We start from the raw sequence: 24,934 nt of genomic DNA on the forward strand, positions 1-24,934 counted from the left end.
AAAAACGCTTCAATGTACTACAAAACTTTTTTGCAAGATAATTAAATTAAGAGCAACCCTCAACATATTCGACTTCTGGCAATTTACCCGCTCTAAATTCAGTGACAAGCTTACCATCAGTCTCGAAGACTAGACGATAGTTGCGATCGCCACGGTCTTTCGGGATAAAAGTTAGGTAATGTCCGTTTTGGACGTATTTATGAGGTGTAACTTTAATTTGGCCTGGGTAAAGGGACTTGATTTGCGCTTCAGTATCGCCAATTTTTGCACCTTTGAAGGTAGTAATCTGAGTATTTTGCCGTATATCTACTCTAGAAATCCGACCTTTTGTCACCATAAATGAAAGATTTTTCGGTTCATTTTGTGGCTTAACATAATAGCAATTGTTATTTGGTGCATCGCCCACTAGCTCAGTACCAGCAGCCTTGGCCGCTTGAGGGACAGTCATGCCAACTTGTACTGTGCCGATGCCGTTGATAAAAAGTTTTGACTGATTCGTTAGTTTCGCTTTTGCTACAACTGTGCTGACAGTCAAAGAAGAAACTGTTAGGATTACGGTGACAAAAGTCAAGAATTTAGTTTTGCTATTCATAATTGGGTATTTTCCTCAGTTACAGCACCGGAATGTGAGCCTTACCGAGCCGCTCCTGTGCCAATTTGCAAAACAATTTTACCGCGTGTGCGCCCACTTTTGGAAAGTACCAGCAAATGAAATTGCCGATCAGTTGGTTGAGCGATATCTGCAACTCAAAGCGCAAAATCAACTTTAGTAACCGTCATTCTGACTTGTGCATTTTCATTCAATGAAGGATATCTATGACTCCATATTTTTAAGGTGAGTTTTGTGTGTGCTAATTTCTAGTTACCTAATTAGTTTACCAATTAAGTAGGCAAAATTTATTTAAATATGTTACTTTTACTGGAATAATCAGAGTTAGACGTTGCATATCTGCGAGATGAATTAATTAAAAACGAGTAAACACCATCATAGAAATAATCTAGCAACAGTATGTATTCATGTGAGTTTTGTTGCACGCGTAGGCGTAGCCCGCCGCAGGCATCGCATGAATTGAATGGTAACAAGCACACACCAATCAATAATCCGCAACGCCGGGTTAATTGATTACTACTACTCATTTCAGCAATCTCCTCTGAATACGCTACTTGTTATTTAGTACAGAATTACTAACAAATTGCGATCGCACTGTGCCAGTTGCGTAAGTCCTGACTAAATTAAAAAAACCGATTGATTCAATAGGGATTCCAAGACATAAATCAAAAAGTGTATCTTGTGTTACATTTTCTCTCATAAGATTGGTATAGGATTTATTACCAGAGAAGTTGGTATAATATCAACGACCAAATATTCTACTTAACGCAACTTAAGTAAGATTTGAATGCACTAACTTAAGGTAAAACCCGTAGATAAGGAGAGATTAGAAAAATAGGTAATTTTTGGATGCAACAAGAAAAACTATTCTGAAACACCAGCATTCTTGATTGCCAGTTTCTGATTTTGCCCTTCCCAAAGTTCTCAAACCATTGAAAATAATCAATTCTGTCAAAAATGAACAAGCCTATTGGTCAGTCTATAAAACCGGAACTCAGATCGCGTGTAGACGCACTCCTAGACTCAATGATTGCGAAATTTTATAAGGAAGTTCCATTTTCTCAACATCTGTTGAACGGATCGCAAATCAATATAAATTACAACAAGCGTCACAACATTGAAACTATTCTTCCGTAATGTGGGTGATGGATGTCTGCTGTTGAATTGTGCAAGTAGTACTGCGTCCACAGCAAACTAAGGGATTTGTGCTAATGAAAAAGCGATGGGTCGTGGAAAGGACTCGCTCGTTAGCTGATGGGGTGTCGGCGATTGGTTCGGCACTATGAGTTATTGCCAGAAACAATCAAAGACGTTTATTTATCTTGCCATGATCCGTATTATGGTTAGGTGGTTGGCTTAAAATTTGACCCCTCAAAATTTTTCAAACACCCTCTAATATCATGTTTGGTAAAAGACTTATCATTAAAACCGCAGGGGGCAGGGAGCAAGGAGAAACAGGGTTTTAATATTTTTGGATAGATGCCCAGAATAATAACTAATTAAGCGAACATGATATAAAAGTGGATTATCAATTCACTTCTATCTTGCATACTAATTATTCCAAAAGTTCCGAACTAAGGTAACAACTTAGGTGAGGTTATATCCCACTTAAATCGTTATTCTTTGGCAATATTTTAAAAGTAAACTAATAAATTTTTATAAAAGAAAATGTTGCAAAATTGTCTAAATTGTTTATAGTTATTGTATTGACCTAATATCGCTCAAATTTCAACTAATCTCTTTTGAATAGATAGAATCTATGGCTATGATAAAAATATCTGAATTGCCAGAAAGCCAATTCGAGAAACTTTCTGATGTCGATTTACGGTTAGTTAATGGAGGAACTGGTAGTTCCCAATTTACTACAAGTGGAGCTGCTCAAGCCGCAGGTATAACTGTTGGATCGGGAAGTGTTTACAACGCTACTCAATCTTTTGGTACCTTTCTAGGAGGGAGTGGATCGCGATTTTTCAGCGCTACTTATGGTACTAATGCTTTATCAGGATCTTCCCCTATTTAAAAAATATTAGGGAAAATTTTCCAAGCATAGTAAATAAGATACCTCAACGTACTACCAACAAAACTCAAACAGGAAATTATGGCTAATATCAAAATCGCTGAATTACAATCTAGCTTGCTTGAAAAAGTATCAGTTATAGATTTGGATGCTGTTCATGGGGGTGCACGTGGTCTTCAATTTAATGGAACAACCACAGGAGGCGGTATTGGTTATGCTAGTAGTGGAACAGCAACTATCATTTCAAATAGCTACAGTTTCCTTAGTGGTGACTCAAAAAGTGTTGACATAGAGTTTGGAACGGCAACCCAGGGTTTTACTTCACCCAAGTAGACAACTTAATGCTTTAGACATCACATAAAGCTGCTTAGGGCTGAGTTAAAGTTTGACTTTAGCCCTTCATTAGATTGGACTCAAACAATAATCCTAAATAGGAAGTTAACAAGGGAAAAGGTATGCTTAAAATTCGTGATCTAGACTGCCAGGAGAGCTATTTAGAATTTCTAAACGATGAGAAAGTCAACAACTTAATTGCAGGCGCTGGTACTACATTTTTTGTATTGACAAGTGGAGCAGTGGGTGTTTATGACGACACCGGAGCTAAGATAGACGCTAGTAGTATCAGTTCTGCTTCAATAACAGTAGACGCTTTTGGTAATAAAAAAGCAGTGGGTGGAACTTTAGTTCAAGTAACAGTAAAACCAATCAATAAAAAATAACACGAGTACCACATTAGCCTCGTTAGTCTCAAATACCTTTTTTCAAGTTTCGCAATAGAATTTAACCGAAGCAATCTGACTGTTAGAGTATGTTTGAATTCGCAAACATACTCTTAACTCGAATTTATCAAAAATCAAAACTCGGTTTTATTTATCTAGTAAAAACCCTAGATTTTGGGCAAATGCTTTTTTAACTTCACAAACTACCGATGAAGTTAAAAAAGTAACACTAATGTTGCAAAAAACTTTTGGAAATAGTATTCACTTTCCTAAAAAACGGATGCCAAGCTAACTCTATAGTCAAATAAAATCACAATTCGCTTGCTTACCACTTAGGCTTCAAGTAGTTTTGCTTTACTTTTCTTTTAGATAAATCATGATGTGAATAGTGCTGGTATTTTAGATAATTCCTCTAAAAGTGAATTATCAATCCAGTTCTAATTTGCATATTAATTATTCCGAACAATCCGAAATAAGCTAACAATTCAGGTGGAGTTACATTTCACTTAAATTGTTGTTTATTAGTAAATATATTAAAAGCAAATTTATAAAATTTTATAAAAGAAAATGTTGCAAAATTGTCTAAATTGTTTATAGTTATTGTATTGACCTAATGTTGCTCAAATTTCAATTAATCTCTTTTGAATAGATAGAATCTATAGCTATGATAAAAATATCTGAATTGCCAGAAAGCCAATTCGAGAAACTTTCTGATGCCGATTTACGGTTAGTTAATGGAGGAGCTAGTAGTTCCCAATTTACTACAAGTGGAGCTGCTCAAGCCGCAGGTATAACTGTTGGATCGGGAAGTGTTTACAACGCTACTCAATCTTTTGGTACCTTTCTAGGAGGGAGTGGATCGCGATTTTTCAGCGCTACTTATGGTACTAGTGCTTTATCAGGGTCTTCCCCTTCTTAAAAATCATCAGAGAAAATTTTCCAAGCATAGTAAATAAGATACCTCAACGTACTACCAACAAAACTCAAACAGGAAATTATGACTAATATCAAAATCGCTGAATTACAATCTAGCTTGCTTGAAGAAGTATCAGTTATAGATTTAGACGCTGTTCATGGTGGTTTTCAAGTTGTTGGAGCAACCACAGGACTAGGCGTAGCTTTTATTAATAATGGTGGATCATCGTTTACCAATACAACCACTGGAACTCTCTTTTCTGGTAGCGAAGAAGCTTTCCGCTTTGAGATTGGAACATTTACTGTGGGTAGGACTTCACCCAAGTAGACAACTTGATACTTTAGGCATTACCTAAAGCTGCATATTTAGGGCTGGAGTTAAAATTTGACTCTAGCCCTTCATTTTTTCACGTCGTGCTTGTAATGTCGCTAATGGGGCGATGCAAATGCATATTCATTTCAGTCAGGGCTTTAAAATTTTATTGTCAAGAGCATCAACCAGAAATTTTTGGGAGTCTGCAATCAAAAAATTACTATTTCAAGGAGTAAATTTAAGTGCGTTGGCGAAGCCTTGCCGAAAGCATCACACAGGGCGAATGTTTGTTGGGTAAAAAGTCCTTTTAGCGAAGATGATGCCCTTTTTGGGTAGACACAAAAGTGAGAAACTCTATGACTCTGTAAATCGGACAACAATCAGAGAAACCGCAAATTTGGAAAGAATCGAAGTACTAAAAGGACCTGCCTCGGTACTGTTTGGTACCGTCGAACCAGGTGGGATCATTAACTTGGTGACGAAGCAACCCTTATCAGAACCTTTTTACTCTGCTGAACTGCAAGCAGGAAGCTTTGGTCTTGTTCGACCGAGCATTGATTTTTCTGGTCCGTTGAATAGCGATCGCACGTTGCTGTATCGATTGAATGCCGTTTATGAAACTGGTGGGAACTTTCGCGACTTTGACCAAGGCGTTGATCGGTTTTTTGTCTCGCCTGTGCTGACTTGGAAGATTAGCGATCGCACCGATTTGACCTTTGAATTTTCCTATTTGGATGACACGCGACCGTTTGACATCACAGGAATCCCACCAATTGGCAGAAAGATTGCAGACATTCCCTATAGTCGCGTTGTGGATGAGCCAGACAATTTCTCTTTTAGGAATGAGTTGAGCGCAAGTTACCTACTAGAACATCGCTTTAGCGAAAATTGGACACTCCGCAATACTTTCCGCTTTTCTTCGGGCGATCAGAGGTTTATTGGAGCAAGGTCTGACACCCTTGATGAAACCACTGGTAACTTGACCAGGAGTTGGAGCGATAATAATGGAAATAATCAAAGCTATGGTCTCCAAACCAACTTGATTGGTAAGTTTGCCACAGGCTCAGTCAAACATACCCTCTTATTTGGTGTCGATCTCAATCGCGATATTAACGACCTAGATAACTACTTTGGTAGTGGCGCTCCCAGCATTAATATTTTTAACCCAGTTTATCGTCTTGCCCCTATACCTAGAGGAACAGAGCTTCCATCTAAAGTTACGTTCGATCAGAGATTAGACTTTCTAGGTATTTATCTACAAGATCAGATCGCCCTAGTTGATAATTTGAAACTGTTGATGGGTGGGCGCTTCGACTTTGTAGATCAAGAAAGCCGCTTTACAAGCAGTGCAGGGGCTAACACTAATACTCAGCAAGAGGACAATGCTTTCACACCAAGAGTTGGCATTGTCTACCAACCCATACCGCCACTGTCACTTTATGCCAGTTATAGCCAGTCGTTTGCTCCAAATTCCGCCACAACAGTTGATGGTTCAATCTTAGAACCGGAGCGCGGCACTCAGTACGAAGTGGGGATTAGAGGAGAGTTTTTTAACAGCAGACTCTCAGCCAATTTAGCTGCCTATCACTTGACCAAGAGTAATGTTGCTACAACCGATCCAAATAATCCAGATTATAGCATTCCGGTAGGAGAACAAACAAGTCAGGGTATTGAATTGGATGTTGGTGGAGAAATTCTTCCGGGCTGGAATATTATTACCAACTACGCCTACACCGATGCTAAAGTCTCAAAAGACAATAGTCCCCTACAAGGAAATCGATTTGAAGATGTGCCCTATAATGGGGCAAGTTTGTGGACAACCTACCAAATCCAGCGGGGTGATTTGCAGGGGTTAGGCTTTGGCTTGGGGTTATTTTACGTTGGTGAAAGGGAAGGCGACTTGGAGAACACGTATGAACTAAGCAGATATCTGCGTACTGATGCCAGCATCTTTTACAAGAGAAATAACTGGCGGACGGGAATTAACTTCAAAAATATTTTCAATGTGGACTACATTGAGAATACCTACAGCAGAGACCAAATCACTCCTGGCGCTCCTTTTACTGTTCTGGGGACAATTTCATGGGAGTTTTGACCACCCCTAACTCACATTTTCTAGGGATTAACTAGATTATCAACATCATAACTGAGATTGCGATCGCCTTTTTACAGTACTAACTAGGGTATCTGCGATGCGATCGCGGAATTTTTTCTTTTGTTCATCATCGTACAATCTCATGGGTTTAAAGCTTGCAGGAGATAGCAATGAAAATATTTCTTTTTCTATTTCCTCAATTGGCGGTGTTGGTAGATGTTTTTGTTGCCGCAAATCTGGGTTGACTATTCGCGCTGGGCGTTTTCTACTCATGATGTAATCTAAGAACATTTTATGCTTACTTCAAGCTTAAGTTAACACCAATGGGCAGTGCCGTGCCCCTACAATGTAACAAAAGCTTCTACGATTGAGGTTCTGACGCAAAAGCTGCAAGAAATAATTCCAGAACTTATTATGTATAATCATTCTGGAACAAGCACTCCATACAATTAGCCAAGCCCCACTAGAGCAGCAATAGATGCTATTAGAAATTAGATAGGAGCTAAACAACAATGCTACGAACCATTGAAGGAATATATAAAAATGGCAAAATCGAACTAGCTGAAACGCCACAAGGTATTATTGAGAGCAGAGTTTTTGTTACTTTCTTAGAAACAAAACTCATGACTTGGCCAGAAACGATTATGCAACATCAAGGTGTAGTAGAAAGTGTTATTTTTGAGTCCTACCGAGACGAACTGCTACCACCTAACGAAATCCAGTTGTAATGATGGGTTATTTACTCGATACCTGCGTAATTAGTGATTTTGTCAAGGGAGAAGAAAATACTCTCAACCTATTAAAGTCTACTCCTCCCAGAGATATTTTTATTTCCTCCTTAACAGTAATGGAGGTGAAGTATGGATTAGCAATCAATCCCCAACGTGCCTTGAAAATTCAATCATTGATTGAAGCGTTATTAGGTTCGATTACAATTTTACCTTTTGGTGTGGAAGAAGCAGAACTTGCTGCCCAAATTAGAAGTATTTTGAAAACAGCGGGTACTCCTATCGGTTCTTATGATGTACTGATTGCAGCAACAGCACTAACTCACAATCATATTTTTGTAACATCTAATGTTCGAGAATTTCAAAGAGTACCTAGCTTGCAAATAGAGAATTGGCGTTCTTCTTAAATTAGTTATTAATGTATTGGAAATCGGGCTTTAGACTATTAATTGTATTCTTGGGGCTATGGCTACTTCTGGATCTTGGTTGCCGCTTGGGAGCAGAGATTTTTTGGTTTCAAGAAGTCGGCTATCTCCAAGTATTTTTGTTGAGGCTGCTGACTCGCGGTATTTTGTGGGTAGTCGTGGCTGGAATAACTGCTGCCTATCTACTGCTAAATCTGGCTTTGGCACAACGGCTAAAATATTCCCAGTCTCTAAAGATTCAGCAAGCAGAACTCAACAGTGAATTAACAAATTTTCTCAGTCCTAGTTATCTAAGACGCAACGAAACCCGGATACTTGAACCGCAACGCTTTCAAGCATTAAAATTACACTGGTTATTACCCTTAACTCTGGTTTTGAGCTTGTTAATCGGGTTAATGCTGATTCACTATGGTCAAATTGCTCTTTTCTATTGGCATTCTCCAGTTAATCAGGCTATTCTACCCGTTCCCGCCCGATTTCGACCGGAGACAATCTGGCAACTTTTGAGGCAGATTGTCTCTCAAGTCTGGTATCTCGGTTTAATTGGGGGAGTAGCGATCGCCATCTTAATCTATCCTCAATTTTTACTCACTGCGATCGCAATTCTCTCCAGTCCCATTTTTGCCTTCATCATATTCCGACACTGGCCGAAGGTGCTGCAATATTTCCACCCCACGCTTTTCAACAGCACTGAGCCTTTATTCGGTCGAGATATCAGCTTTTTCGTATTTTCCTTACCCTTCTGGGAACTACTAGAACTCTGGCTAATGGGATTATGTTTGTATGGCTTTGTCGCCGTTACTCTTACTTATCTCTTGTCGGGCGATAGTTTGAGTCAGGGAATTTTCCCTGGTTTTTCGCCCCAACAGCAGCGTCATTTATTCGCTATGGGTGGCTTGTTGATGCTGGTAGTAGCTTTGAGTTATGGGCTAAGTCGCTATGAACTCGTGTATTCTAGCCGTGGTGTGAGTTATGGTGCTAGCTATACCGATGTCACAGCCCAATTGCCAGCTTACACCGGATTGGGCATTGTCGCAGTAGCGATCGCCTTTTACCTACTTTGGCGAACATTTTTCTGGAAACCCAAATCTCAGTATCGTCCCTTTGTATTTTATGGGTTAGGGGTTTATCTAGTAATAGTTGTAGCTGCTGATGTTGTTTTACCTACTGTGGTGGAATATTTAATTGTCCAACCTAATGAGTTGCAACGAGAGCAACCCTACATTCAGCGGACTATTGCCTTGACTCGCCAAGCATTCGATTTAGAGGCAATTGATTCTAGAAGCTTCAATCCCCAAGGAACATTGACTCAAGCTGATATTCAAAAGAATGACTCGACAATTCGGAATATTCGCCTGTGGGATCAGCGACCACTGTTAGAAACTAACCGTCAACTGCAACAAATTCGCCCGTATTATCGATTCCCTGATGCCGATATCGATCGATATACTCTCAAAACTGATGAACCTTCACCCCGGCCCTCTGCCGAAAAGCCGCCAGAACCGAAGCAGGAACCAGTTGAATCAACAGAACGGCGGCAGGTACTGATTGCCGCACGAGAATTAGATTACACTGCTGTACCACAGGAAGCTCAAACATGGGTTAATCGCCATTTAATTTATACCCACGGTTTCGGGTTTACTGTTAGTCCAGTTAATACAGTAGGGCCGGGTGGGCTACCAGAATATTTTGTTAAAGATATTAGCGCTAATAGTAGCGCCCTCACAACTTCTAATCAAGCCGTTCGTGAAAGTATTCCGATTGGGCAACCCCGGATTTATTACGGTGAAATTAATAATACTTATGTAATGACTGGCACGAAAGCTAGAGAGCTAGACTATCCTAGCGGTAGTGATAATGTTTACAACTCTTACGAAGGTCTAGGTGGCGTTGAAATCGGTTCTGCATGGCGACGGTGGCTATTTGCGATGTATTTGAAAGATTGGCAGATGGTGCTGACACGGGACTTTTTGCCAGATACAAAAGTGCTAATGCGACGAAATGTCAAGCAAAGAATTCAAGCGATCGCACCTTTTTTGAAATTTGACAGCAATCCTTATTTAGTGGCTGCTACTGCTAATCAAGATTTACCAAGTAATCCTAGTTATCTTTACTGGATTGTTGATGCTTATACAACGAGCGATCGCTATCCCTACTCAGACACTGGTAGCGATGGAATCAATTACATTCGTAATTCTATCAAAGTAGTAATTGATGCCTATCACGGCACTGTTAACTTTTATATTGCCGATGCCAGCGATCCGATTATTGCTACTTGGTCAGCGATATTTCCCAATATGTTCAAACCGCTCAGTACAATGCCAGTCAATCTCCGCACTCATCTTCGGTATCCAGAGGACTTTTTCAAAATTCAATCTGAGCGGTTGATGACCTACCACATGACCGATCCTCAAGTATTTTACAACCGGGAAGACCAGTGGCAAATTCCTAATGAAATTTATGGCAGCGAACCCCGTCCAGTAGATCCGTATTATTTGATTACTAGTCTACCGACTGTAGATTTTGTTGGCGTTCGCGTAGCGTCTCGTAGAGAAGCCTCTCGTAGAGAAGAATTTATTCTGCTTCTACCTTATACTCCCAAACAACGAACTAATTTAATTGCTTGGTTAGCGGCGCGATCGGATGGCAAAAACTACGGTAAGTTGGTGTTATATGTCTTTCCTAAAGAACGCCTGATTTACGGAACAGAGCAAATTGAGGCGCGAATTAACCAAGACCCAGTAATTTCTCAGCAAATTTCCTTGTGGAATCGCCAGGGTTCGAGAGCTATTCAAGGCAATTTACTGGTAATTCCCATTGAGCAATCGCTGCTGTATGTCGAGCCAATCTATCTAGAAGCTACACAGAATAGTCTGCCAACCTTGGTACGGGTAGTAGTGGCTTATGAAAACCGGATTGTCATGGCGCAAACCTTAGAACAAGCATTACAGGGAATCTTTAAACAAGAAGTTACACCAGCTCCAGCAATTATCCGTCCCTTTGAAGCAGCCCCGCCGGGTTAAGCGATAAAAAAGAATGCGACAAATAGACCACTTGTAGAGACGCGATTCATCGCGTCTTTACCGAAAGATGTGTTGCAATTATTAATTGAATGGAATATTGATCATACAGTAAAAAATTATTCACCACTGATGAGCGAGAAAATTTATTATGTCTTTTTTAGATCGGAAAAGTCGATTTTTCAGTAAGTTTAATTGCCGAGATTTAAAGACTAGCCAGTTAAATTGGCTGATTATATCTAGCATCTTCTTATTTCTCGGAACTACTGGTAGTGTGGTACAAGTTAAAACAGCACATAAGTCAAAGTTCACACTACAACTTTTACATACTTCCGACCAAGAAGCAGGTGTGCCAGCGCTGAAAGATGCACCGAACTTTTCGGCGGTGTTGAATGCACTCAAAAATCAGGATGCTAATCGTGACGGTAAGCCTGATTATCCTAATACCTTAATTCTTTCATCTGGAGATACTTATATTCCTGGTCCCTTCTTATTTGCCAGTGACACAGCTTTTGGTGGTCAGGGACGAGGAGATATTTTAATTCTAAATGCTCTTAGGTTTAGTGCGATCGCCTTTGGTAATCACGAATTTGACTTAGGTACGGGTGTCGTTGCCGACTTACTTAGCGCTAAAGAAGATTACCCAGGAACAAAATTTCCTTATCTCAGCATAAATCTCAACTTCAGCACTGATAAAGACCTGGCAAAATTAGTCACTGCTGATGGACAAGAAGCAAGTAAAATTCCGAATAAAATTGCCCGTAGCACTATTATTACCGTCAATGGTGAAAAAATAGGTGTAGTTGGGGCAACAACTCCCACACTGCGGACTATTTCTTCTCCCGGTGGTGTGACTGTGTTGCCTAAAGAATTTAATGACCATGATGCCGCAGATATCGCCGCTTTAGCTGCTGAAATTCAAACTTCTGTTGATACACTCCTGACAAAAAATCCCAAGATTAATAAAGTCATTTTATTGGCACACATGCAGCAAATTGCCATTGAGCAAAAGCTAGCAACATTACTCACGAAAGTAGATATTATTGTTGCTGGCGGTTCCAATACCTTACTAGCCGACAAAACAGACCGTCTGCGAGTGGGTGATAAATGTGTTGGAACTTATCCAATTATCAAAAAAGCCGCAGATGGTAATCCGATAGCTGTAGTTAATACCGATGGTAACTATCGCTATGTTGGTCGTTTAGTAGTTGATTTTGATACTAATGGAGTAATTATTCCTCAAAGTATTGACCCCAAAATCAGCGGTGCTTATGCGACTGATGCTCAAGGTGTAGCTGCTGTAGGTGGAAAACCTGATGCCAAAATTGTTGCGATTACAGAAGCACTCAAAAAAGTGATTATTGCCCAAGATAGTCAGATTTTTGGCAAAACCAACGTTTTCCTTAACGGCTGGCGGGGTGATGTCCGCACCCAAGAAACCAATTTCGGGAATTTAACAGCCGATGCTAATTTAGCGATCGCTAAACGATACGATCCTAAAACTGTCATTTCCATTAAAAATGGTGGTAGTATCCGTGACAATATCGGTATATATACTTTTCCCCCAGGTTCGACTCGCTCGCAGGATGTTATCAAACTACCACCCCAAGCAAATCCTGTAGCAGGCAAGAAAGAAAAAGAAATTTCCCAACTTGATATTACCAATGCTTTACGGTTTAACGATGGCTTGACTTTAGTTACTTTGAATGCGAAGGAACTAGTAGCAATAATTGAACACAGTGTAGCAGGCATAGCGCCGGGTGCTACCCCTGGCAGTTTTCCCCAAGTAGCGGGATTAGCCTTTAGCTTTGACCCAAATTTGCCAGCAGGTAAGCGTGTTAAATCCCTGGCTATCAAAGATGGCAAAGGCAAAATTATTGATGTAGTGGTGAAAAATGCAGAGTTAGTGGGTGACTCTAATCGCATCTTCCGCACTGTCACCCTAAACTTCCTAGCAAATGGTGGTGATGGCTATTCTTTTCCAAAAACAGAACGAGTTGATTTGATATCAAAAGATACTAAACGCACAGGTTTAGCTACTTTTGCTACTGATGGTTCTGAACAAGATGCATTAGCAGAATATCTGGCTGCTAACTTTAAGCAGATTCCGTTTGCTCAGGAAGATGTACCAGCTACCAAAGATACTCGCATTCAAAATCTGAAGTTGCGTAAAGATATGGTGTTTTGAATCAATGGTGACAATTCCAGTAATTAATTTTACTAATTTTACTAAGGGCAACGCCATAAATCGGCAAGCTGTCATCAAACAAATCTATGAAGCTTGTCATGAAATTGGCTTCGTGTACTTACAAAATTCCGGAATATCAAAAGACTCAATCAAACAAGTATTCGTTCACAGCAAATCTTTGTTCAATTTACCTTTAGAAGTCAAGCAAAAGCAAGCTTGGAGTGATGAATTTAGTAATATGGGTTACGTTGGGATTGAGAGAGAACGTCTTGATCCCAACAAACCAGGCGACTTAAAAGAGGCGTTTAATGTCAACAAACAAGCAGTTACAGAGATAGATGCTTCTATTGTCAGCTTTTACGATCGCTGTACAGAACTTTCTAACACGATATTACAAGCTTATGCGTTGGCATTAGAATTGCCAGAAGATTTTTTTACTATCAGACATAATCAACAAAATCATACCTTGCGACTATTACACTATCCCCCATCGCAGACACCAGCGAAACCCGGACAAGTGCGTGCTGGTGAGCATTCCGATTATGGCAGTATTACCTTACTTTTCCAAGATAACATTGGCGGGTTAGAAGTACAGACAGCATTTGGAGAGTGGATTGCCGCGCCTGCAATTCCTGATACTGTAATAGTCAATACTGGCGATTTAATGCAACGATGGACAAATCATCGATTTTGCTCAACTAAGCATCGAGTGATGATTCCCACTGATCATAGGGTAAATCAGTCTCGGTATTCTATGGCTTTTTTCTGTCATCCTAATGATGATACAGAAATTACTTGTTTGGAGAGTTGCCAGAAAGAACAATCGCCTATCTATCCCCCTATCCTGGCGGGAGAATATCTTTTACAACGTTTACAAGCAACTTATGGTAATTCGTAATTAAGAAAGATATTTAATATGAAAACCTATGACTGGATTGTGGTTGGCGCTGGAATTACGGGTGCTGCACTCGCTTATGAACTGGCTAAAACTGGTTTTTGTGTACTTTTGTTGGAGCAAGACAGCAGACCACAGAATGCAACTCGCTATAGTTATGGTGGGCTTGCCTATTGGTCGGGTACTACACCACTAACTCGGTTATTGTGCGAAGAAGCGATCGCACGTTACCATATCCTATCTCAAGAGTTAGACGCTGATATCCAATTTCGGGAATTAGATTTATTACTGACTATTTCAGCCGATAATGACCCAGAAGCAACTGCGGCATCATATAATCAATTTGCCATTCCACCCCGTTTACTTAGCATTCAAGAAGCTTGTGAGTTGGAACCGCAGCTAAATCGAGAAGCAATAGCTGGGGCTTTAACTGTCAAACACGGTCATATTCACCCAGAAAAAACAGCACAAGCTTACATCCAAGCTTTTGAGCGTGCTGGAGGTGAAATGCAGATTACTCAAGTATTGCAAATATTGCAGGATGGCGTTCAAACCACCACTGCAACTTTCCACAGCGCTAACGTTGTCGTTTGTGCAGGTGGACTGGGCCGCCAGCTACTCAAATCTGCTGGTGTTTCTATCAAGCTGTATTTTACCCACGAAGAAATCATTGAAACCCCACCCGTTGATATCAGGTTACGCACCTTAGTTATGCCAGCGAATCTGCAACGGTTTCAACTAGAAGCTGAATCTACTCAAGTTGATGAATTATGGGATGAACTTGGTAATGAATTAGTACCAGCGATTTTAGATGTGGGTGCGATTCAGTTTCAAGATGGCAGTATTCGCATCGGTCAAATTAGCCGGGCGATCGCAGATCCTCAAGCCAAGGTAAACTCAGACGTAAGCGAAAAATGGTTGCGAAAAAGTGTTGGTCAAGTTTTACCAGCATTGGAGAATTTACCAGCGACTTTGTATCACTGCTTAGTGGCATTTAGTAGCAATCAACTCCCATTAATTGGTGCTATCCCCGGATTTAAAAGCGTTCATGTTTTCTCTGGGTTTAGTAATCCTTTAGTACTGATACCACCTTTGGCAAAGCGCTTTGCTAATTTTGCAACTAGCCAGGAAGATGAAATTATTACACAAATGCTAATCTAAGAGGTTGCTTGAAAAGTAATTGGCTGTGATTTTAATTGCGTTGTTACCCCCTTATATAGCAAAGTGCTGAGTGCTGTTAGCGGATAGCTAAGGTTTAGCCCGTGCTAAGTAGAAACTTAGTATTATCAAAGGTTTCAGCAATTAACATAGTCTTAACCTATGCTTCGACTGCTGTATCTGAGTAATAGCAGTGTAGGTGGAACATTTCAACCTGGCTTAATAATTAAAACTATTGCTGTGTTAACCAGCTATCTATTTAGCATCGACCAGAATTTTGCATAAATATAGCAGTTTTTAACTATCTAGAATCAAAGATATTCTTGGCAGAGAAAGATTTTGTTCTTATATAACACATTACATAGATATAAGAATCTTTATAAAGTTAACAAAGCTTAATCTTAAAAGTTTGTTTTTGTAATAAAAAACAAACTTTTTTGTATAAGGCGTCACTTTTTACTAGTAAACTATCGCACTAATATCACACTTTAAAGATTGATATTGTCACCTTTCTATAAGCTGGCTGATTCCTCAAGAAGAAAATTCATAAAAAGATGAGAAGACAATTTAACCGACGCAAGTTTATAATTTACGGTTCTTTAACTTTTGGAAGTAGCTTTTTTTTGAAAGCTTGCGCGAACAATTCTCCAACTGCTACACAGAGTCCAGTTGCACCTCCTGCTGCTTCACCAGCTGAGGCTACTGCTAGTGACACCATAAAAGTAGGTATTTTGCACTCTCTGAGTGGTACGATGTCTATTAGTGAAAAAAGCGTTGTTGATGCTGAAAAGTTAGCAATCAAAGAAATTAACGCAGATGGTGGTGTCTTAGGTAAACAAATTGAAGCAATTACCGAAGATGGCGCTTCTAACTGGGATACTTTTAGAGAAAAAGCAACCAAGCTAATCGACCAAGATAAAGTCGCTGTAGTTTTTGGTTGTTGGACTTCTGCTAGCCGCAAGAACGTTAAGCCAGTATTCGAGAGCAAAAATCAGATGCTCTGGTATCCTGTACAATACGAAGGTCAAGAGTGTTCTAAAAATATTTTCTATACTGGCGCAGCGCCAAATCAACAAATTGAACCGTCTGTTGATTGGCTGTTAAAAAATAAGGGTAAAGAATTCTTCTTAGTTGGCTCTGATTACGTTTTTCCTCGGACTGCTAATACTATCATTAAAGCTCAACTAGAAGCTTTAGGCGGAAAAACAGTTGGTGAAGATTATTTACCTCTTGGTAACACAGAAGTTACACCAATTATCACTAAAATCAAGCAAAGTTTGCCCAATGGTGGCGTGATTTACAATACCTTAAATGGTGATAGCAACGTTGCTTTCTTTAAACAATTAAAAGGGGCTGGATTGACACCAGATAAATATCCCTCTATGTCTGTAAGTATTGCTGAAGAAGAAGTTAAAGCAATTGGCGTAGAATATCTCAAAGGTCATTATGCAGCTTGGAACTATTTCCAAACAGTAGACACACCTGCTAATAAGAAATTTGTAGCAGCTTTCAAAAAAGAATACGGTGAAAATCGGGTGACAAATGACCCAATGGAAGCAGCATACATTGCAGTTTATTTGTGGAAGCAAGCAGTTCAAAAAGCTGGTTCTACAGACATAGCTAAGGTAAGTACTGCGGCTTATGGTCAAACTTTAGATGCACCTGAAGGTAAAGTGACAATGGGTCCTAATCATCACATATCCAAAATTGTGCGGATTGGTGAAGTTAGACAAGATGGTTTATTTGATATTGTCTATGCTACTCCGACAGCAGTTGAGCCGGTTCCTTGGAATCAATTTGTGAAAGAAACTAAGGGATTTGCTTGTGATTGGAGTGACCCTGCTAAGGGTGGTAAGTACAAGAAAGCCTAAATAATTTGTAATTCGTAATTCGTAATCAATTACGAATTACGAATTAGTCAATTTTAATTTTGTCGGGGGTTATAGCAAAGTGCGACACACCAATATAATTGGTGCATTACGATAAAAATATTTCTTGTCGCTATGTTTGGTTACTTATGCCATAACACACCCTAAACATAATTACGAATTAGCATGTGGAGAAATAAGTGTTAGCAGGATTTTTAGAAGCTGTATTTAATGGTATTAGCATTGGTGCAGTATTATTAATTGCTGCATTGGGGCTGGCGATTATATTTGGATTAATGGGCGTCATAAATATGGCGCATGGTGAATTGATGATGTTTGGCGCTTATACAACTTATGTTGTGCAAAATGTTTCTAAACAATTGGGTGGAGTGTGGTTTGAAATTTATATATTTTTGGCTTTGATTATTGCATTTATATTCACGGCTACTGTGGGATTAATTTTAGAAAAAGGTGTGATTCGTTATCTTTATGGACGCCCATTAGAAACTCTATTGGCAACTTGGGGAGTAAGTTTGATTTTTCAGCAGTTTGTTCGCAGTGTAAATTGGGTATTGATAATTGGTATAGGCTTATTTTCTCTGTTGTTTTTTGGAGGTTTATGGATTTTAAATTCTCGCACTGATTTAGGAAGAGTTCGTAACTGGATTGTGGCGGTGATATTTTTATTATCGCTAGGAGTGACAATCACAACGGGCAATTTATTGAGTCAAACTTATCAGTTAGCAGTAACTCAACCTTGGTTTGGCGCTCAAAATGTAGATGTAACAGCACCAACTTGGTTACAAGCAGGGATGTCTTTAGCTGGTGTGCAATTACCCTTTGCCAGATTATTTATTATTGCTTTAACAATAATCTGTGTGGCGGGAATTTATTTATTTTTACAACGTTCTAGCTGGGGTTTAAGAATTCGGGCGGTGACGCAAAACCGAAGTATGAGCGCTTGTTTGGGTATCCCAACTCAAAAGGTGGATGCAATTACTTTTGCATTGGGTTCTGGTTTAGCTGGTGTGGCGGGATGTGCGATTAGTTTGCTTGGTTCTGTAGGGCCAAATACAGGACAAAACTATATTATTGATACTTTTATGGTGGTTGTGGTTGGAGGTGTGGGGAATTTAACCGGGACAATTGTGGCGGCGTTGGGTATTGGTACGGCTAATTTTTTAATTGGTTCTGGTACTTTGGCTTTGTTGTTGACTCCTGTAAAGCCTTTAGCTGATTTGTTTACTTTTTTTGCGACGACGAGTATGGCTAAGGTGATGGTGTTTGCGCTGATTATTGTGTTTTTACAATGGAAGCCTGGGGGGATTTTTCCGCAGAAGGGACGTACTGTTGATGTTTAAACCGCAGAGACGCAGTGAACCAGCGCTGCGGCAGGGTTTCCCTCCGCAGGCGACTGGTGTTAGCGATAGCGAAGCGTTAGCGACGCAGGAGCCTCACCCAAAGAGAGGACGCAGAGAATGAAGAAGAGGGGAGGAGGGTTATTAATTGAGGTGGGGGTGGTGGTTACGATCGCACTCCTGCTTATAATTATCATGCCACTGCTGCTGTCGGAGTTTCGCCTGAATTTGTTGGGGCGATTTTTGTCGCTGGCGATCGCAGCTTTAGGTATTGATTTGATTTGGGGATATACTGGTTTATTGAGTTTGGGACATGGTATTTTCTTTGGTTTGGGTGGATATGCGATCGCAATGTATCTGAAACTGCAAATCCCTACTGGAGAATTGCCTGATTTCATGGGGCTTTATGGGGTTACAGAACTTCCTGCATTTTGGCAACCTTTTTATTCTTTTCCTTTGACAATAGCTTTGGTGGTACTAATTCCAGGGTTATTGGCGGGATTGTTGGGATATTTGGTTTTCCGAAATCGTCTCAAGGGTGTTTATTTTTCTATCTTGACTCAAGCGGGAACTATTGTATTTTTCAACTTCTTTAACGGTCAGCAAAAACTATTCAACGGTACGAACGGACTGATAGATTTTACAACTTTGTTTGGAGCAACGGTCAGCGATGCCAAAACGCAGTTTGTTTTCTACACGCTGACGGTGGTGTTTCTCGCCATCACCTACGGAATTTGTCGCTGGTTGACAACTGGACGCTTTGGGAGGTTGTTGATAGCGATTCGTGATGATGAAAGTCGGGTAAGATTTTCTGGCTATGACCCTACAGATTTTAAGGTAGTGGTGTTTGCAGTTTCCGGTGCGATCGCAGGTGTAGCAGGAGCATTTTACACCGTTCAAAGTGGTTCTGTATCACCCAGAGCAATGGATATTGCTTTTTCGATTGAAATGGTGATTTGGGTAGCTGTGGGGGGACGCGCTACTTTAATTGGGGCGATTGTGGGAACTTTATTAGTAAATTATGCCCGCACTTTTTTAAGCGAACAATTTGCCGAAATCTGGCTATTTTTCCAAGGCGCACTATTTTTGATAGTCGTCACAGTCCTTCCTGATGGCATCGTGGGATGGTTGCGTAGTCAGAATATTTCTCTTTTCCACCGTCGTCAAGAAATTGCTACATATCCCACCTTGGAAGAAAACCCCGAAGTGCAACATGAACGCGAAAATATTGAAAACTGAAAACGTAACTGTTAGTTTTGACGGATTTAAGGCGCTAAATCAGCTTAACTTTAGCATGGATGTGGGCGAATTGCGGGTAGTAATTGGCCCTAATGGTGCGGGAAAGACAACATTTCTGGATGTGATTACGGGGAAAGTTCAGCCAACCGTTGGGCGAGTTTTATTCAAAGGTAAAAACCTGCGTTCTTTACCTGAATATAAAATTGCGCGATTGGGAATTGGGCGCAAGTTTCAAACACCCCGAATTTATTTAAATTTAACGCCCCGTGAAAATTTAGAAATTACCAGTCACAAAAATAAAAATGTCTTTTCTACTTTGTTTGAAAGTTCTAATGCTGTTGAAAAAAATAATATTAAAGGATTATTAGAAACTATCGGTTTAACTCCGAAAGCCGATATCAGAGCAGCTTTACTTTCTCACGGAGAAAAGCAACGTTTAGAAATTGGGATGTTAGTAGCGCAGTCCCCAGATTTATTACTTGTTGATGAACCCGTTGCTGGTTTAACAGATGAAGAAACATACAACATCGGCGAACTACTTTTAACACTAGCCCAAAGTCATTCAATTTTAGTAATTGAACATGATATGGAGTTTGTACGTCAAATTGCTAAAAAAGTAACAGTATTGCATGAAGGTTCGGTGCTGTGCGAAGGAAATTTTGAAGAAGTGCAAAATGACTCTCGTGTGATTGAAGTATATCTAGGAAAATCGGAGGAATGAAAAACTCAATTGCACTTTCTATAAGTAAGTCGGTGCAATAAAACCAAACTTTGTGAATAAAAGTAAATAAGGCTCAAACTCTTTCTCCCCCTGCCCCCTGCCTTATTTCAACAATAATTATTTACGCCGACCTACTTACCTCTGGCTGTCGAAAGTTTTAGCCAAGGTTAGTTCATAGTAAATTTGGGTCAATTCCTTGTTGTTGTAATCTGGCTAAAAGTTCTTGCAGCTGTTGCTGAGTTTGTTGTAGCTGTTGTTGCTGTTGTGCATTTACCTCTTCTGGAGTTTGGTATCTGTTACCATCTTGGTCATACCAAAACAGCCATTCTCGTGTTCTTCCTTGATAAATACCCTCTTCTCGTCCAATCCCTAAACCAATTTCTGGCATCCAAATTTGATCGCCAAGTTGTAAAATATACTTACCTTCAACTAAGCGATAAACTTCTAAAGGTTGACGCTTACGACGTAACCGCGTTGGTGCATAAATGACATAGTATAAAATGCCTAATTGAGCATAGTCTATTTTCTTTTGTTCATATTCGCCATTGTAGGTTTGAGAAACCACTTCTAAAGCTAAAATGGGCACAATCCCTTCTTCTTCCCAGAAAACGTAACTAGAACGTCCGTTTTCTCCAACAAAACGTTCAACACCTAAACTCAAAAACGCATCGGGGACTATAGCAGGTTGTAATGGTGTATAGTAAATTCCCATGTTGATACCGAAAAACCAGTCATCACGGGTTTGCCAAATCGACGCTAAGATGGCTAACAATAAATTAGGAATTAATATTTGTAGTTCGTTATCCACAGGGGTATCATTAGAATCTGGTAATTCCGCCGATGAAGGTAGGCAGTCCAAGGGATTGTAATTATACATAATACTTGGTGGTTGACAGTTATCAGTTAACAGGAGCCAGTACGTTGCGGGGGTTTTCCCCGTTGAAGCAACTGGCGTTCATCAGTAAACGGTTAACCAGTTTGATGAAAGCAATGCTTTTCGATATAGTTTAACCGCCTATGTTTGATTAGGGACTTGCAGAGAATAAATTAATCAATTAATTTAGATGATAGTTTTCTTTCTCCCCTGCTCCCTGCCCCCAGCAAGAACTGCGGTCTTAATGAGAAGTCTTTAACCAAACACGATATAAGCGCCACCCTTGAGATTGACGCTTACACTCAACTTTCTTTGGGCTTTATCTTCTTAAGTTGACACCAATGAGCATTGCTGTGCCCTTACGACAGATATGGTTCAAATACATGAAAACTCCTGCAAATATGGTGGCTTTTGGCTAGCGATCGCGATCCACCTATATAAGCCTGAGTACTGAAGCAGTGACCTGCTTTGTGTCACGATGTTTTATCCCATCATCTACCCTTTTCTAAAAACCTGCCCTTGAAAGCTCCCTCTCTGACCCTATATAGGGGCAAAATGATACTATGAAGAAAGAGTAAATATAAGATAAGAGTTAAAACCAATCAGTTTATTAAATGATTGGCTGGTTTTTATCCTGCTTTTGAGGTAATTCTCATTTCACACCCATCCACAACCAAGACGTTTGGGCTGGGTTAAATGTTTATAATCAATGCCTACCCTTTAATTTCCATTCCCTTTGATTCAGTTCTATAACCTGCCATGCTAAAACTTTTGTTGGGCGACCCCAACGCTCGTAAGCTTAAAAAATACCAACCTTCTGTTACTGAAATTGACCTTTTAGAGGAAGAAATTAAGGTTCTTTCCGATGATGAGTTAAAAGGTAAAACCGTTGAATTTAAACAACGGCTCGCTAAAGGCGAAACTCTAAATGACATATTGCCAGAAGCTTACGCCGTTGTTCGGGAAGCAGGACGGCGAGTCTTAGGCTTGCGACACTTTGATGTCCAACTCCTTGGCGGTATCATTTTGCACGTGGGGCAAATTGCCGAAATGAAAACCGGCGAAGGTAAAACGCTAGTTGCAACCTTGCCGAGTTACTTAAATGCCCTTACTGGTAAAGGTGTACACGTCGTTACCGTCAACGATTACCTGGCTCGTCGGGACGCAGAATGGATGGGACAGGTGCATCGGTTCTTGGGGTTAAGTGTGGGGCTAATTCAGTCAAGCATGACTCCTAGCGAACGCCAGAAAAATTACGATTGCGATATTACTTATGTCACCAACAGCGAAGTAGGATTTGACTACTTGCGAGATAACATGGCGACATCAATGGCAGATGTGGTGCAACGCCCGTTCAATTATTGCGTGATTGACGAAGTAGACTCGATTTTAATTGATGAGGCACGGACACCGCTAATTATTTCCGGGCAGGTGGAAAGACCGACAGAAAAATATCTGCAAGCCGCTGAAATAGCATTCACACTCAAAAAAGACGAGCATTACGATGTCGATGAAAAAGCTCGTAACGTGTTATTGACAGATGAAGGGTTTGCCGAATCAGAAAATCTTTTAGGAGTCACAGATTTATTTGATCCAGAAGATCCTTGGGCGCACTTTATTTTTAATGCAATAAAAGCCAAAGAACTTTTCCTCAAAGATGTAAATTACATCGTCCGCAATGGGGAAGTGGTAATTGTAGATGAATTTACCGGTCGGGTACTACCCGGACGGCGTTGGAGTGATGGACTACATCAGGCGATTGAAGCCAAAGAACACGTAGAAATTCAGCCAGAAACTCAAACTCTAGCGACAATTACTTATCAAAATCTGTTTTTGCTGTATCCAAAACTGGGCGGAATGACAGGAACAGCGAAAACGGAAGAACCAGAATTTGAAAAAATTTACAAATTGGAAGTTGCGGTAATTCCCACCAACCGCGATCGCAGACGCGAAGATTTGTCTGATATGGTCTTTAAGGCAGAAGCAGGCAAGTGGGGAGCGATCGCTAAAGAATGTGCCGAAATGCACGAACTCGGCAGACCTGTATTAGTGGGAACCACTAGTGTAGAAAAATCCGAACTTCTTAGTCGGCTATTGAAGCAACTGGAGATTCCCCACGAATTACTTAACGCCCGACCGGAAAACGTCGAACGTGAGGCGGAAATCGTCGCTCAAGCCGGACGCAAAGGTGCTGTTACTATTGCTACTAACATGGCTGGTAGAGGTACAGACATCATCTTGGGTGGTAACTCCGAATATATGGCACGTCTAAAGCTGCGGGAATACTTTATGCCCCGGATCGTCATGCCAGAAGATGAAGATGCCTTTGGCGTGCAAAGAGCAGCCGGATTGCCTACAGGACATGGTGGTGGTCAAGGCTTTGTCCCTGGTAAGAAAGTCAAAACTTGGCGGGCTTCGCCAGAAATTTTCCCGACTCAGTTGACAAAAGAAACCGAAAAACTACTTAAAGATGCAGTAGAAATTGCCGTGCGTGAGTATGGCGATCGCAGTTTACCGGAACTGGAAGCTGAAGAGAAGGTAGCTGTGGCCGCAGAAAAAGCTCCCATCGACGACCCCGTGATTCAGAAGTTGCGGGAAGCATACAACCGTGTTAAGCAGGAATACGAACAATTTACTACCCGCGAACACAATGAGGTAGTACAAATTGGTGGTTTGCACGTAATTGGTACAGAACGCCACGAATCGCGGCGGATTGATAACCAGTTGCGCGGACGTGCAGGAAGACAAGGCGACCCCGGAACCACGAGATTCTTCCTCAGTTTAGAGGATAACTTACTACGGATTTTTGGTGGCGATCGCGTTGCTGGATTAATGAATGCTTTCCAAGTAGAAGAAGATATGCCCATCGAATCTGGGATGCTTACCCGCAGTTTGGAAGGCGCACAGAAAAAAGTTGAAACCTACTACTACGACATTCGTAAACAGGTGTTTGAGTATGACGAAGTGATGAATAATCAACGTCGTGCTATTTACGCCGAACGCCGCCGAGTCCTAGAAGGTCAAGATTTGAAAGAACAGGTGATTAAATACGCTGAAAAAACGATGGATGATATCGTTGACTTCTACATCAATATAGACTTGCCCTCAGAAGAGTGGGAGTTAGAAAAGTTGGTTGAGAAAGTCAAAGAATTCGTCTATCTGCTAGCGGATTTACAAGCGAGTCAATTAGAAGATATCACCGTCAGCGAGATAAAAGCCTTCCTCCACGAACAGGTGCGAATTGCTTACGACCTCAAAGAAGCGCAGATTGACCAAGTTCAACCCGGACTAATGCGCCAAGCGGAACGTTTCTTTATCTTGCAACGCATTGATACACTGTGGCGGGAACACCTGCAACAAATGGATGCCTTGCGCGAATCGGTAGGATTACGTGGTTATGGGCAAAAAGACCCACTGATTGAGTATAAGAGTGAGGGGTATGAATTGTTCTTGGATATGATGGTTAACATTCGCCGAGATGTGGTGTACTCGTTGTTTATGTTCCAGCCGCAGCCGCAGCAGATGGTGCAGGCTTCATCTGAGATGGTGTAGTGGGGGATATATTAGGCATAGATGCAAAGGCGCAGAGAGTACTTTTGTGTCTTTGTAAATAAACAACCGCACCCCGCATTTGTTTTACTCAAATGCGGGGTGCGGTTCTTCAGGTTTAGTAAGTAATCAAGCGGACATGATATAGCAGGAGGCAGGAGGCAGGAGGCAGGAGGCAGGAGGCAGGAGGCAGGAGGCAGGAGGCAGGAGGCAGGAGGCAGGAGGCAGGAGGCAGGAGGCAG

23 protein-coding genes and 2 pseudogenes are annotated in these 24,934 nt (G+C 40.8%); 22 read left to right on the forward strand and 3 right to left on the reverse strand.

The window, feature by feature from the left end:
- Positions 1-46: 46 nt before the first annotated feature.
- Positions 47-592 carry a hypothetical protein gene (locus V7K79_RS03930; RefSeq protein WP_335044896.1) on the reverse strand — a complete coding sequence of 182 codons (546 nt, stop codon included), beginning with the start codon at positions 590-592 and terminating at the stop codon, positions 47-49.
- Between the two features lie 34 nt (positions 593-626).
- On the opposite strand from V7K79_RS03930, the gene V7K79_RS03935 reads away from it, so the two are divergent.
- From V7K79_RS03935 to V7K79_RS03975, 9 genes and pseudogenes are all read left to right on the forward strand, one after another.
- Entirely contained in the window at positions 627-770 is a 144-nt protein-coding gene (locus V7K79_RS03935; RefSeq protein ID WP_335044898.1) for a hypothetical protein, read from the forward strand.
- Between the two features lie 797 nt (positions 771-1,567).
- A complete protein-coding gene (locus V7K79_RS03940; RefSeq protein WP_335044899.1) occupies positions 1,568-1,747 on the forward strand; it encodes a hypothetical protein in 180 nt (59 codons plus the stop codon).
- A pseudogene (locus tag V7K79_RS29920) lies at positions 1,744-1,970 on the forward strand (IS5/IS1182 family transposase); the annotation flags it as partial. The gene V7K79_RS03940 and the pseudogene V7K79_RS29920, both read left to right, overlap by 4 nt.
- A 399-nt stretch (positions 1,971-2,369) precedes the next feature.
- A complete protein-coding gene (locus V7K79_RS03950; protein WP_335044903.1) occupies positions 2,370-2,630 on the forward strand; it encodes a hypothetical protein in 261 nt (86 codons plus the stop codon).
- A 78-nt stretch (positions 2,631-2,708) separates the two neighbouring features.
- Positions 2,709-2,960 (forward strand): hypothetical protein, encoded by a 252-nt coding sequence (locus V7K79_RS03955; protein WP_335044906.1) that lies wholly within the window; start codon positions 2,709-2,711, stop codon positions 2,958-2,960.
- 122 nt (positions 2,961-3,082) lie between these two features.
- Complete coding sequence (locus V7K79_RS03960) at positions 3,083-3,346, forward strand: hypothetical protein (RefSeq protein WP_335044909.1); 264 nt, start codon at positions 3,083-3,085, stop codon at positions 3,344-3,346.
- A 664-nt stretch (positions 3,347-4,010) separates the two neighbouring features.
- The gene (locus V7K79_RS03965) at positions 4,011-4,265 is read left to right on the forward strand and encodes a hypothetical protein (protein ID WP_335044912.1); all 255 of its coding nucleotides are present in this window, start codon (positions 4,011-4,013) and stop codon (positions 4,263-4,265) included.
- Positions 4,266-4,343: 78 nt separating this feature from the next.
- A complete protein-coding gene (locus tag V7K79_RS03970; RefSeq protein ID WP_335044915.1) occupies positions 4,344-4,589 on the forward strand; it encodes a hypothetical protein in 246 nt (81 codons plus the stop codon).
- A gap of 301 nt (positions 4,590-4,890) precedes the next feature.
- Entirely contained in the window at positions 4,891-6,669 is a 1,779-nt protein-coding gene (locus V7K79_RS03975) for a TonB-dependent siderophore receptor (protein ID WP_335044917.1), read from the forward strand.
- Between the two features lie 96 nt (positions 6,670-6,765).
- On the opposite strand, the pseudogene V7K79_RS03980 reads toward V7K79_RS03975, so the two are convergent.
- A pseudogene (locus tag V7K79_RS03980) lies at positions 6,766-6,942 on the reverse strand (IS4 family transposase); the annotation flags it as partial.
- A gap of 239 nt (positions 6,943-7,181) precedes the next feature.
- Between V7K79_RS03980 and V7K79_RS03985 the strand changes: the two are divergent.
- The 12 genes from V7K79_RS03985 to urtD all read left to right on the forward strand — a co-directional run bounded on the left by V7K79_RS03985 (position 7,182) and on the right by urtD (position 20,269).
- Positions 7,182-7,397 (forward strand): hypothetical protein, encoded by a 216-nt coding sequence (locus V7K79_RS03985; RefSeq protein ID WP_335044918.1) that lies wholly within the window; start codon positions 7,182-7,184, stop codon positions 7,395-7,397.
- 2 nt (positions 7,398-7,399) lie between these two features.
- Positions 7,400-7,804, forward strand: a complete 405-nt coding sequence (locus tag V7K79_RS03990; protein WP_335044958.1) for a type II toxin-antitoxin system VapC family toxin — start codon at positions 7,400-7,402, stop codon at positions 7,802-7,804.
- 11 nt (positions 7,805-7,815) lie between these two features.
- Positions 7,816-10,845 (forward strand): UPF0182 family protein, encoded by a 3,030-nt coding sequence (locus tag V7K79_RS03995; RefSeq protein ID WP_335044920.1) that lies wholly within the window; start codon positions 7,816-7,818, stop codon positions 10,843-10,845.
- A 148-nt stretch (positions 10,846-10,993) separates the two neighbouring features.
- Positions 10,994-13,030 (forward strand): bifunctional metallophosphatase/5'-nucleotidase, encoded by a 2,037-nt coding sequence (locus tag V7K79_RS04000; protein WP_335044922.1) that lies wholly within the window; start codon positions 10,994-10,996, stop codon positions 13,028-13,030.
- 4 nt (positions 13,031-13,034) lie between these two features.
- Positions 13,035-13,928, forward strand: coding sequence for an isopenicillin N synthase family dioxygenase (locus V7K79_RS04005; RefSeq protein ID WP_335044924.1), 894 nt, complete (start codon positions 13,035-13,037; stop codon positions 13,926-13,928).
- An 18-nt stretch (positions 13,929-13,946) separates the two neighbouring features.
- Positions 13,947-15,086 (forward strand): NAD(P)/FAD-dependent oxidoreductase, encoded by a 1,140-nt coding sequence (locus V7K79_RS04010; RefSeq protein WP_335044927.1) that lies wholly within the window; start codon positions 13,947-13,949, stop codon positions 15,084-15,086.
- Between the two features lie 159 nt (positions 15,087-15,245).
- Positions 15,246-15,368: a hypothetical protein gene (locus tag V7K79_RS04015; RefSeq protein WP_335044929.1), complete on the forward strand. Its 123-nt coding sequence runs from the start codon at positions 15,246-15,248 to the stop codon at positions 15,366-15,368.
- Positions 15,369-15,637: 269 nt separating this feature from the next.
- Positions 15,638-16,954 (forward strand): urea ABC transporter substrate-binding protein, encoded by a 1,317-nt coding sequence (urtA, locus tag V7K79_RS04020; RefSeq protein ID WP_335044931.1) that lies wholly within the window; start codon positions 15,638-15,640, stop codon positions 16,952-16,954.
- A gap of 197 nt (positions 16,955-17,151) precedes the next feature.
- Positions 17,152-18,312: an urea ABC transporter permease subunit UrtB gene (gene urtB, locus V7K79_RS04025; protein WP_335044934.1), complete on the forward strand. Its 1,161-nt coding sequence runs from the start codon at positions 17,152-17,154 to the stop codon at positions 18,310-18,312.
- A complete protein-coding gene (locus V7K79_RS04030; protein WP_335044936.1) occupies positions 18,305-18,433 on the forward strand; it encodes a hypothetical protein in 129 nt (42 codons plus the stop codon). Before urtB ends, V7K79_RS04030 begins: the two co-directional genes overlap by 8 nt.
- Entirely contained in the window at positions 18,430-19,548 is a 1,119-nt protein-coding gene (gene urtC / locus V7K79_RS04035; protein WP_335044938.1) for an urea ABC transporter permease subunit UrtC, read from the forward strand. Before V7K79_RS04030 ends, urtC begins: the two co-directional genes overlap by 4 nt.
- Positions 19,523-20,269 carry an urea ABC transporter ATP-binding protein UrtD gene (gene urtD / locus V7K79_RS04040; RefSeq protein WP_335044940.1) on the forward strand — a complete coding sequence of 249 codons (747 nt, stop codon included), beginning with the start codon at positions 19,523-19,525 and terminating at the stop codon, positions 20,267-20,269. The genes urtC and urtD overlap by 26 nt, the downstream gene beginning before the upstream one ends.
- 172 nt (positions 20,270-20,441) lie before the next feature.
- Here urtD and V7K79_RS04045 read toward each other — a convergent pair whose 3' ends face one another.
- Complete coding sequence (locus V7K79_RS04045) at positions 20,442-21,146, reverse strand: Uma2 family endonuclease (protein ID WP_335044942.1); 705 nt, start codon at positions 21,144-21,146, stop codon at positions 20,442-20,444.
- A gap of 756 nt (positions 21,147-21,902) precedes the next feature.
- Between V7K79_RS04045 and secA the strand changes: the two genes are divergently transcribed.
- Positions 21,903-24,695, forward strand: a complete 2,793-nt coding sequence (gene secA / locus V7K79_RS04050) for a preprotein translocase subunit SecA (protein WP_335044944.1) — start codon at positions 21,903-21,905, stop codon at positions 24,693-24,695.
- Positions 24,696-24,934: the final 239 nt, after the last annotated feature.

The sequence above is a fragment of the Nostoc sp. genome (genome assembly GCF_036917575.1).
Taxonomy (GTDB): Bacteria; Cyanobacteriota; Cyanobacteriia; order Cyanobacteriales; family Nostocaceae; genus Nostoc.

Coding starts and splice junctions, on each gene's coding strand:
- V7K79_RS03930 (WP_335044896.1), bottom strand. CDS start 592: ATGAATAGCAAAACTAAATTCTTGACTTTTGTCACCGTAATCCTAACA.
- V7K79_RS03940 (WP_335044899.1), top strand. CDS start 1,568: ATGAACAAGCCTATTGGTCAGTCTATAAAACCGGAACTCAGATCGCGT.
- V7K79_RS03950 (WP_335044903.1), top strand. CDS start 2,370: ATGGCTATGATAAAAATATCTGAATTGCCAGAAAGCCAATTCGAGAAA.
- V7K79_RS03955 (WP_335044906.1), top strand. CDS start 2,709: ATGGCTAATATCAAAATCGCTGAATTACAATCTAGCTTGCTTGAAAAA.
- V7K79_RS03960 (WP_335044909.1), top strand. CDS start 3,083: ATGCTTAAAATTCGTGATCTAGACTGCCAGGAGAGCTATTTAGAATTT.
- V7K79_RS03965 (WP_335044912.1), top strand. CDS start 4,011: ATGATAAAAATATCTGAATTGCCAGAAAGCCAATTCGAGAAACTTTCT.
- V7K79_RS03970 (WP_335044915.1), top strand. CDS start 4,344: ATGACTAATATCAAAATCGCTGAATTACAATCTAGCTTGCTTGAAGAA.
- V7K79_RS03975 (WP_335044917.1), top strand. CDS start 4,891: ATGATGCCCTTTTTGGGTAGACACAAAAGTGAGAAACTCTATGACTCT.
- V7K79_RS03985 (WP_335044918.1), top strand. CDS start 7,182: ATGCTACGAACCATTGAAGGAATATATAAAAATGGCAAAATCGAACTA.
- V7K79_RS03990 (WP_335044958.1), top strand. CDS start 7,400: ATGGGTTATTTACTCGATACCTGCGTAATTAGTGATTTTGTCAAGGGA.
- V7K79_RS03995 (WP_335044920.1), top strand. CDS start 7,816: ATGTATTGGAAATCGGGCTTTAGACTATTAATTGTATTCTTGGGGCTA.
- V7K79_RS04000 (WP_335044922.1), top strand. CDS start 10,994: ATGTCTTTTTTAGATCGGAAAAGTCGATTTTTCAGTAAGTTTAATTGC.
- V7K79_RS04005 (WP_335044924.1), top strand. CDS start 13,035: ATGGTGACAATTCCAGTAATTAATTTTACTAATTTTACTAAGGGCAAC.
- V7K79_RS04010 (WP_335044927.1), top strand. CDS start 13,947: ATGAAAACCTATGACTGGATTGTGGTTGGCGCTGGAATTACGGGTGCT.
- V7K79_RS04015 (WP_335044929.1), top strand. CDS start 15,246: ATGCTTCGACTGCTGTATCTGAGTAATAGCAGTGTAGGTGGAACATTT.
- urtA (WP_335044931.1), top strand. CDS start 15,638: ATGAGAAGACAATTTAACCGACGCAAGTTTATAATTTACGGTTCTTTA.
- V7K79_RS04030 (WP_335044936.1), top strand. CDS start 18,305: ATGTTTAAACCGCAGAGACGCAGTGAACCAGCGCTGCGGCAGGGTTTC.
- urtC (WP_335044938.1), top strand. CDS start 18,430: ATGAAGAAGAGGGGAGGAGGGTTATTAATTGAGGTGGGGGTGGTGGTT.
- urtD (WP_335044940.1), top strand. CDS start 19,523: ATGAACGCGAAAATATTGAAAACTGAAAACGTAACTGTTAGTTTTGAC.
- V7K79_RS04045 (WP_335044942.1), bottom strand. CDS start 21,146: ATGTATAATTACAATCCCTTGGACTGCCTACCTTCATCGGCGGAATTA.
- secA (WP_335044944.1), top strand. CDS start 21,903: ATGCTAAAACTTTTGTTGGGCGACCCCAACGCTCGTAAGCTTAAAAAA.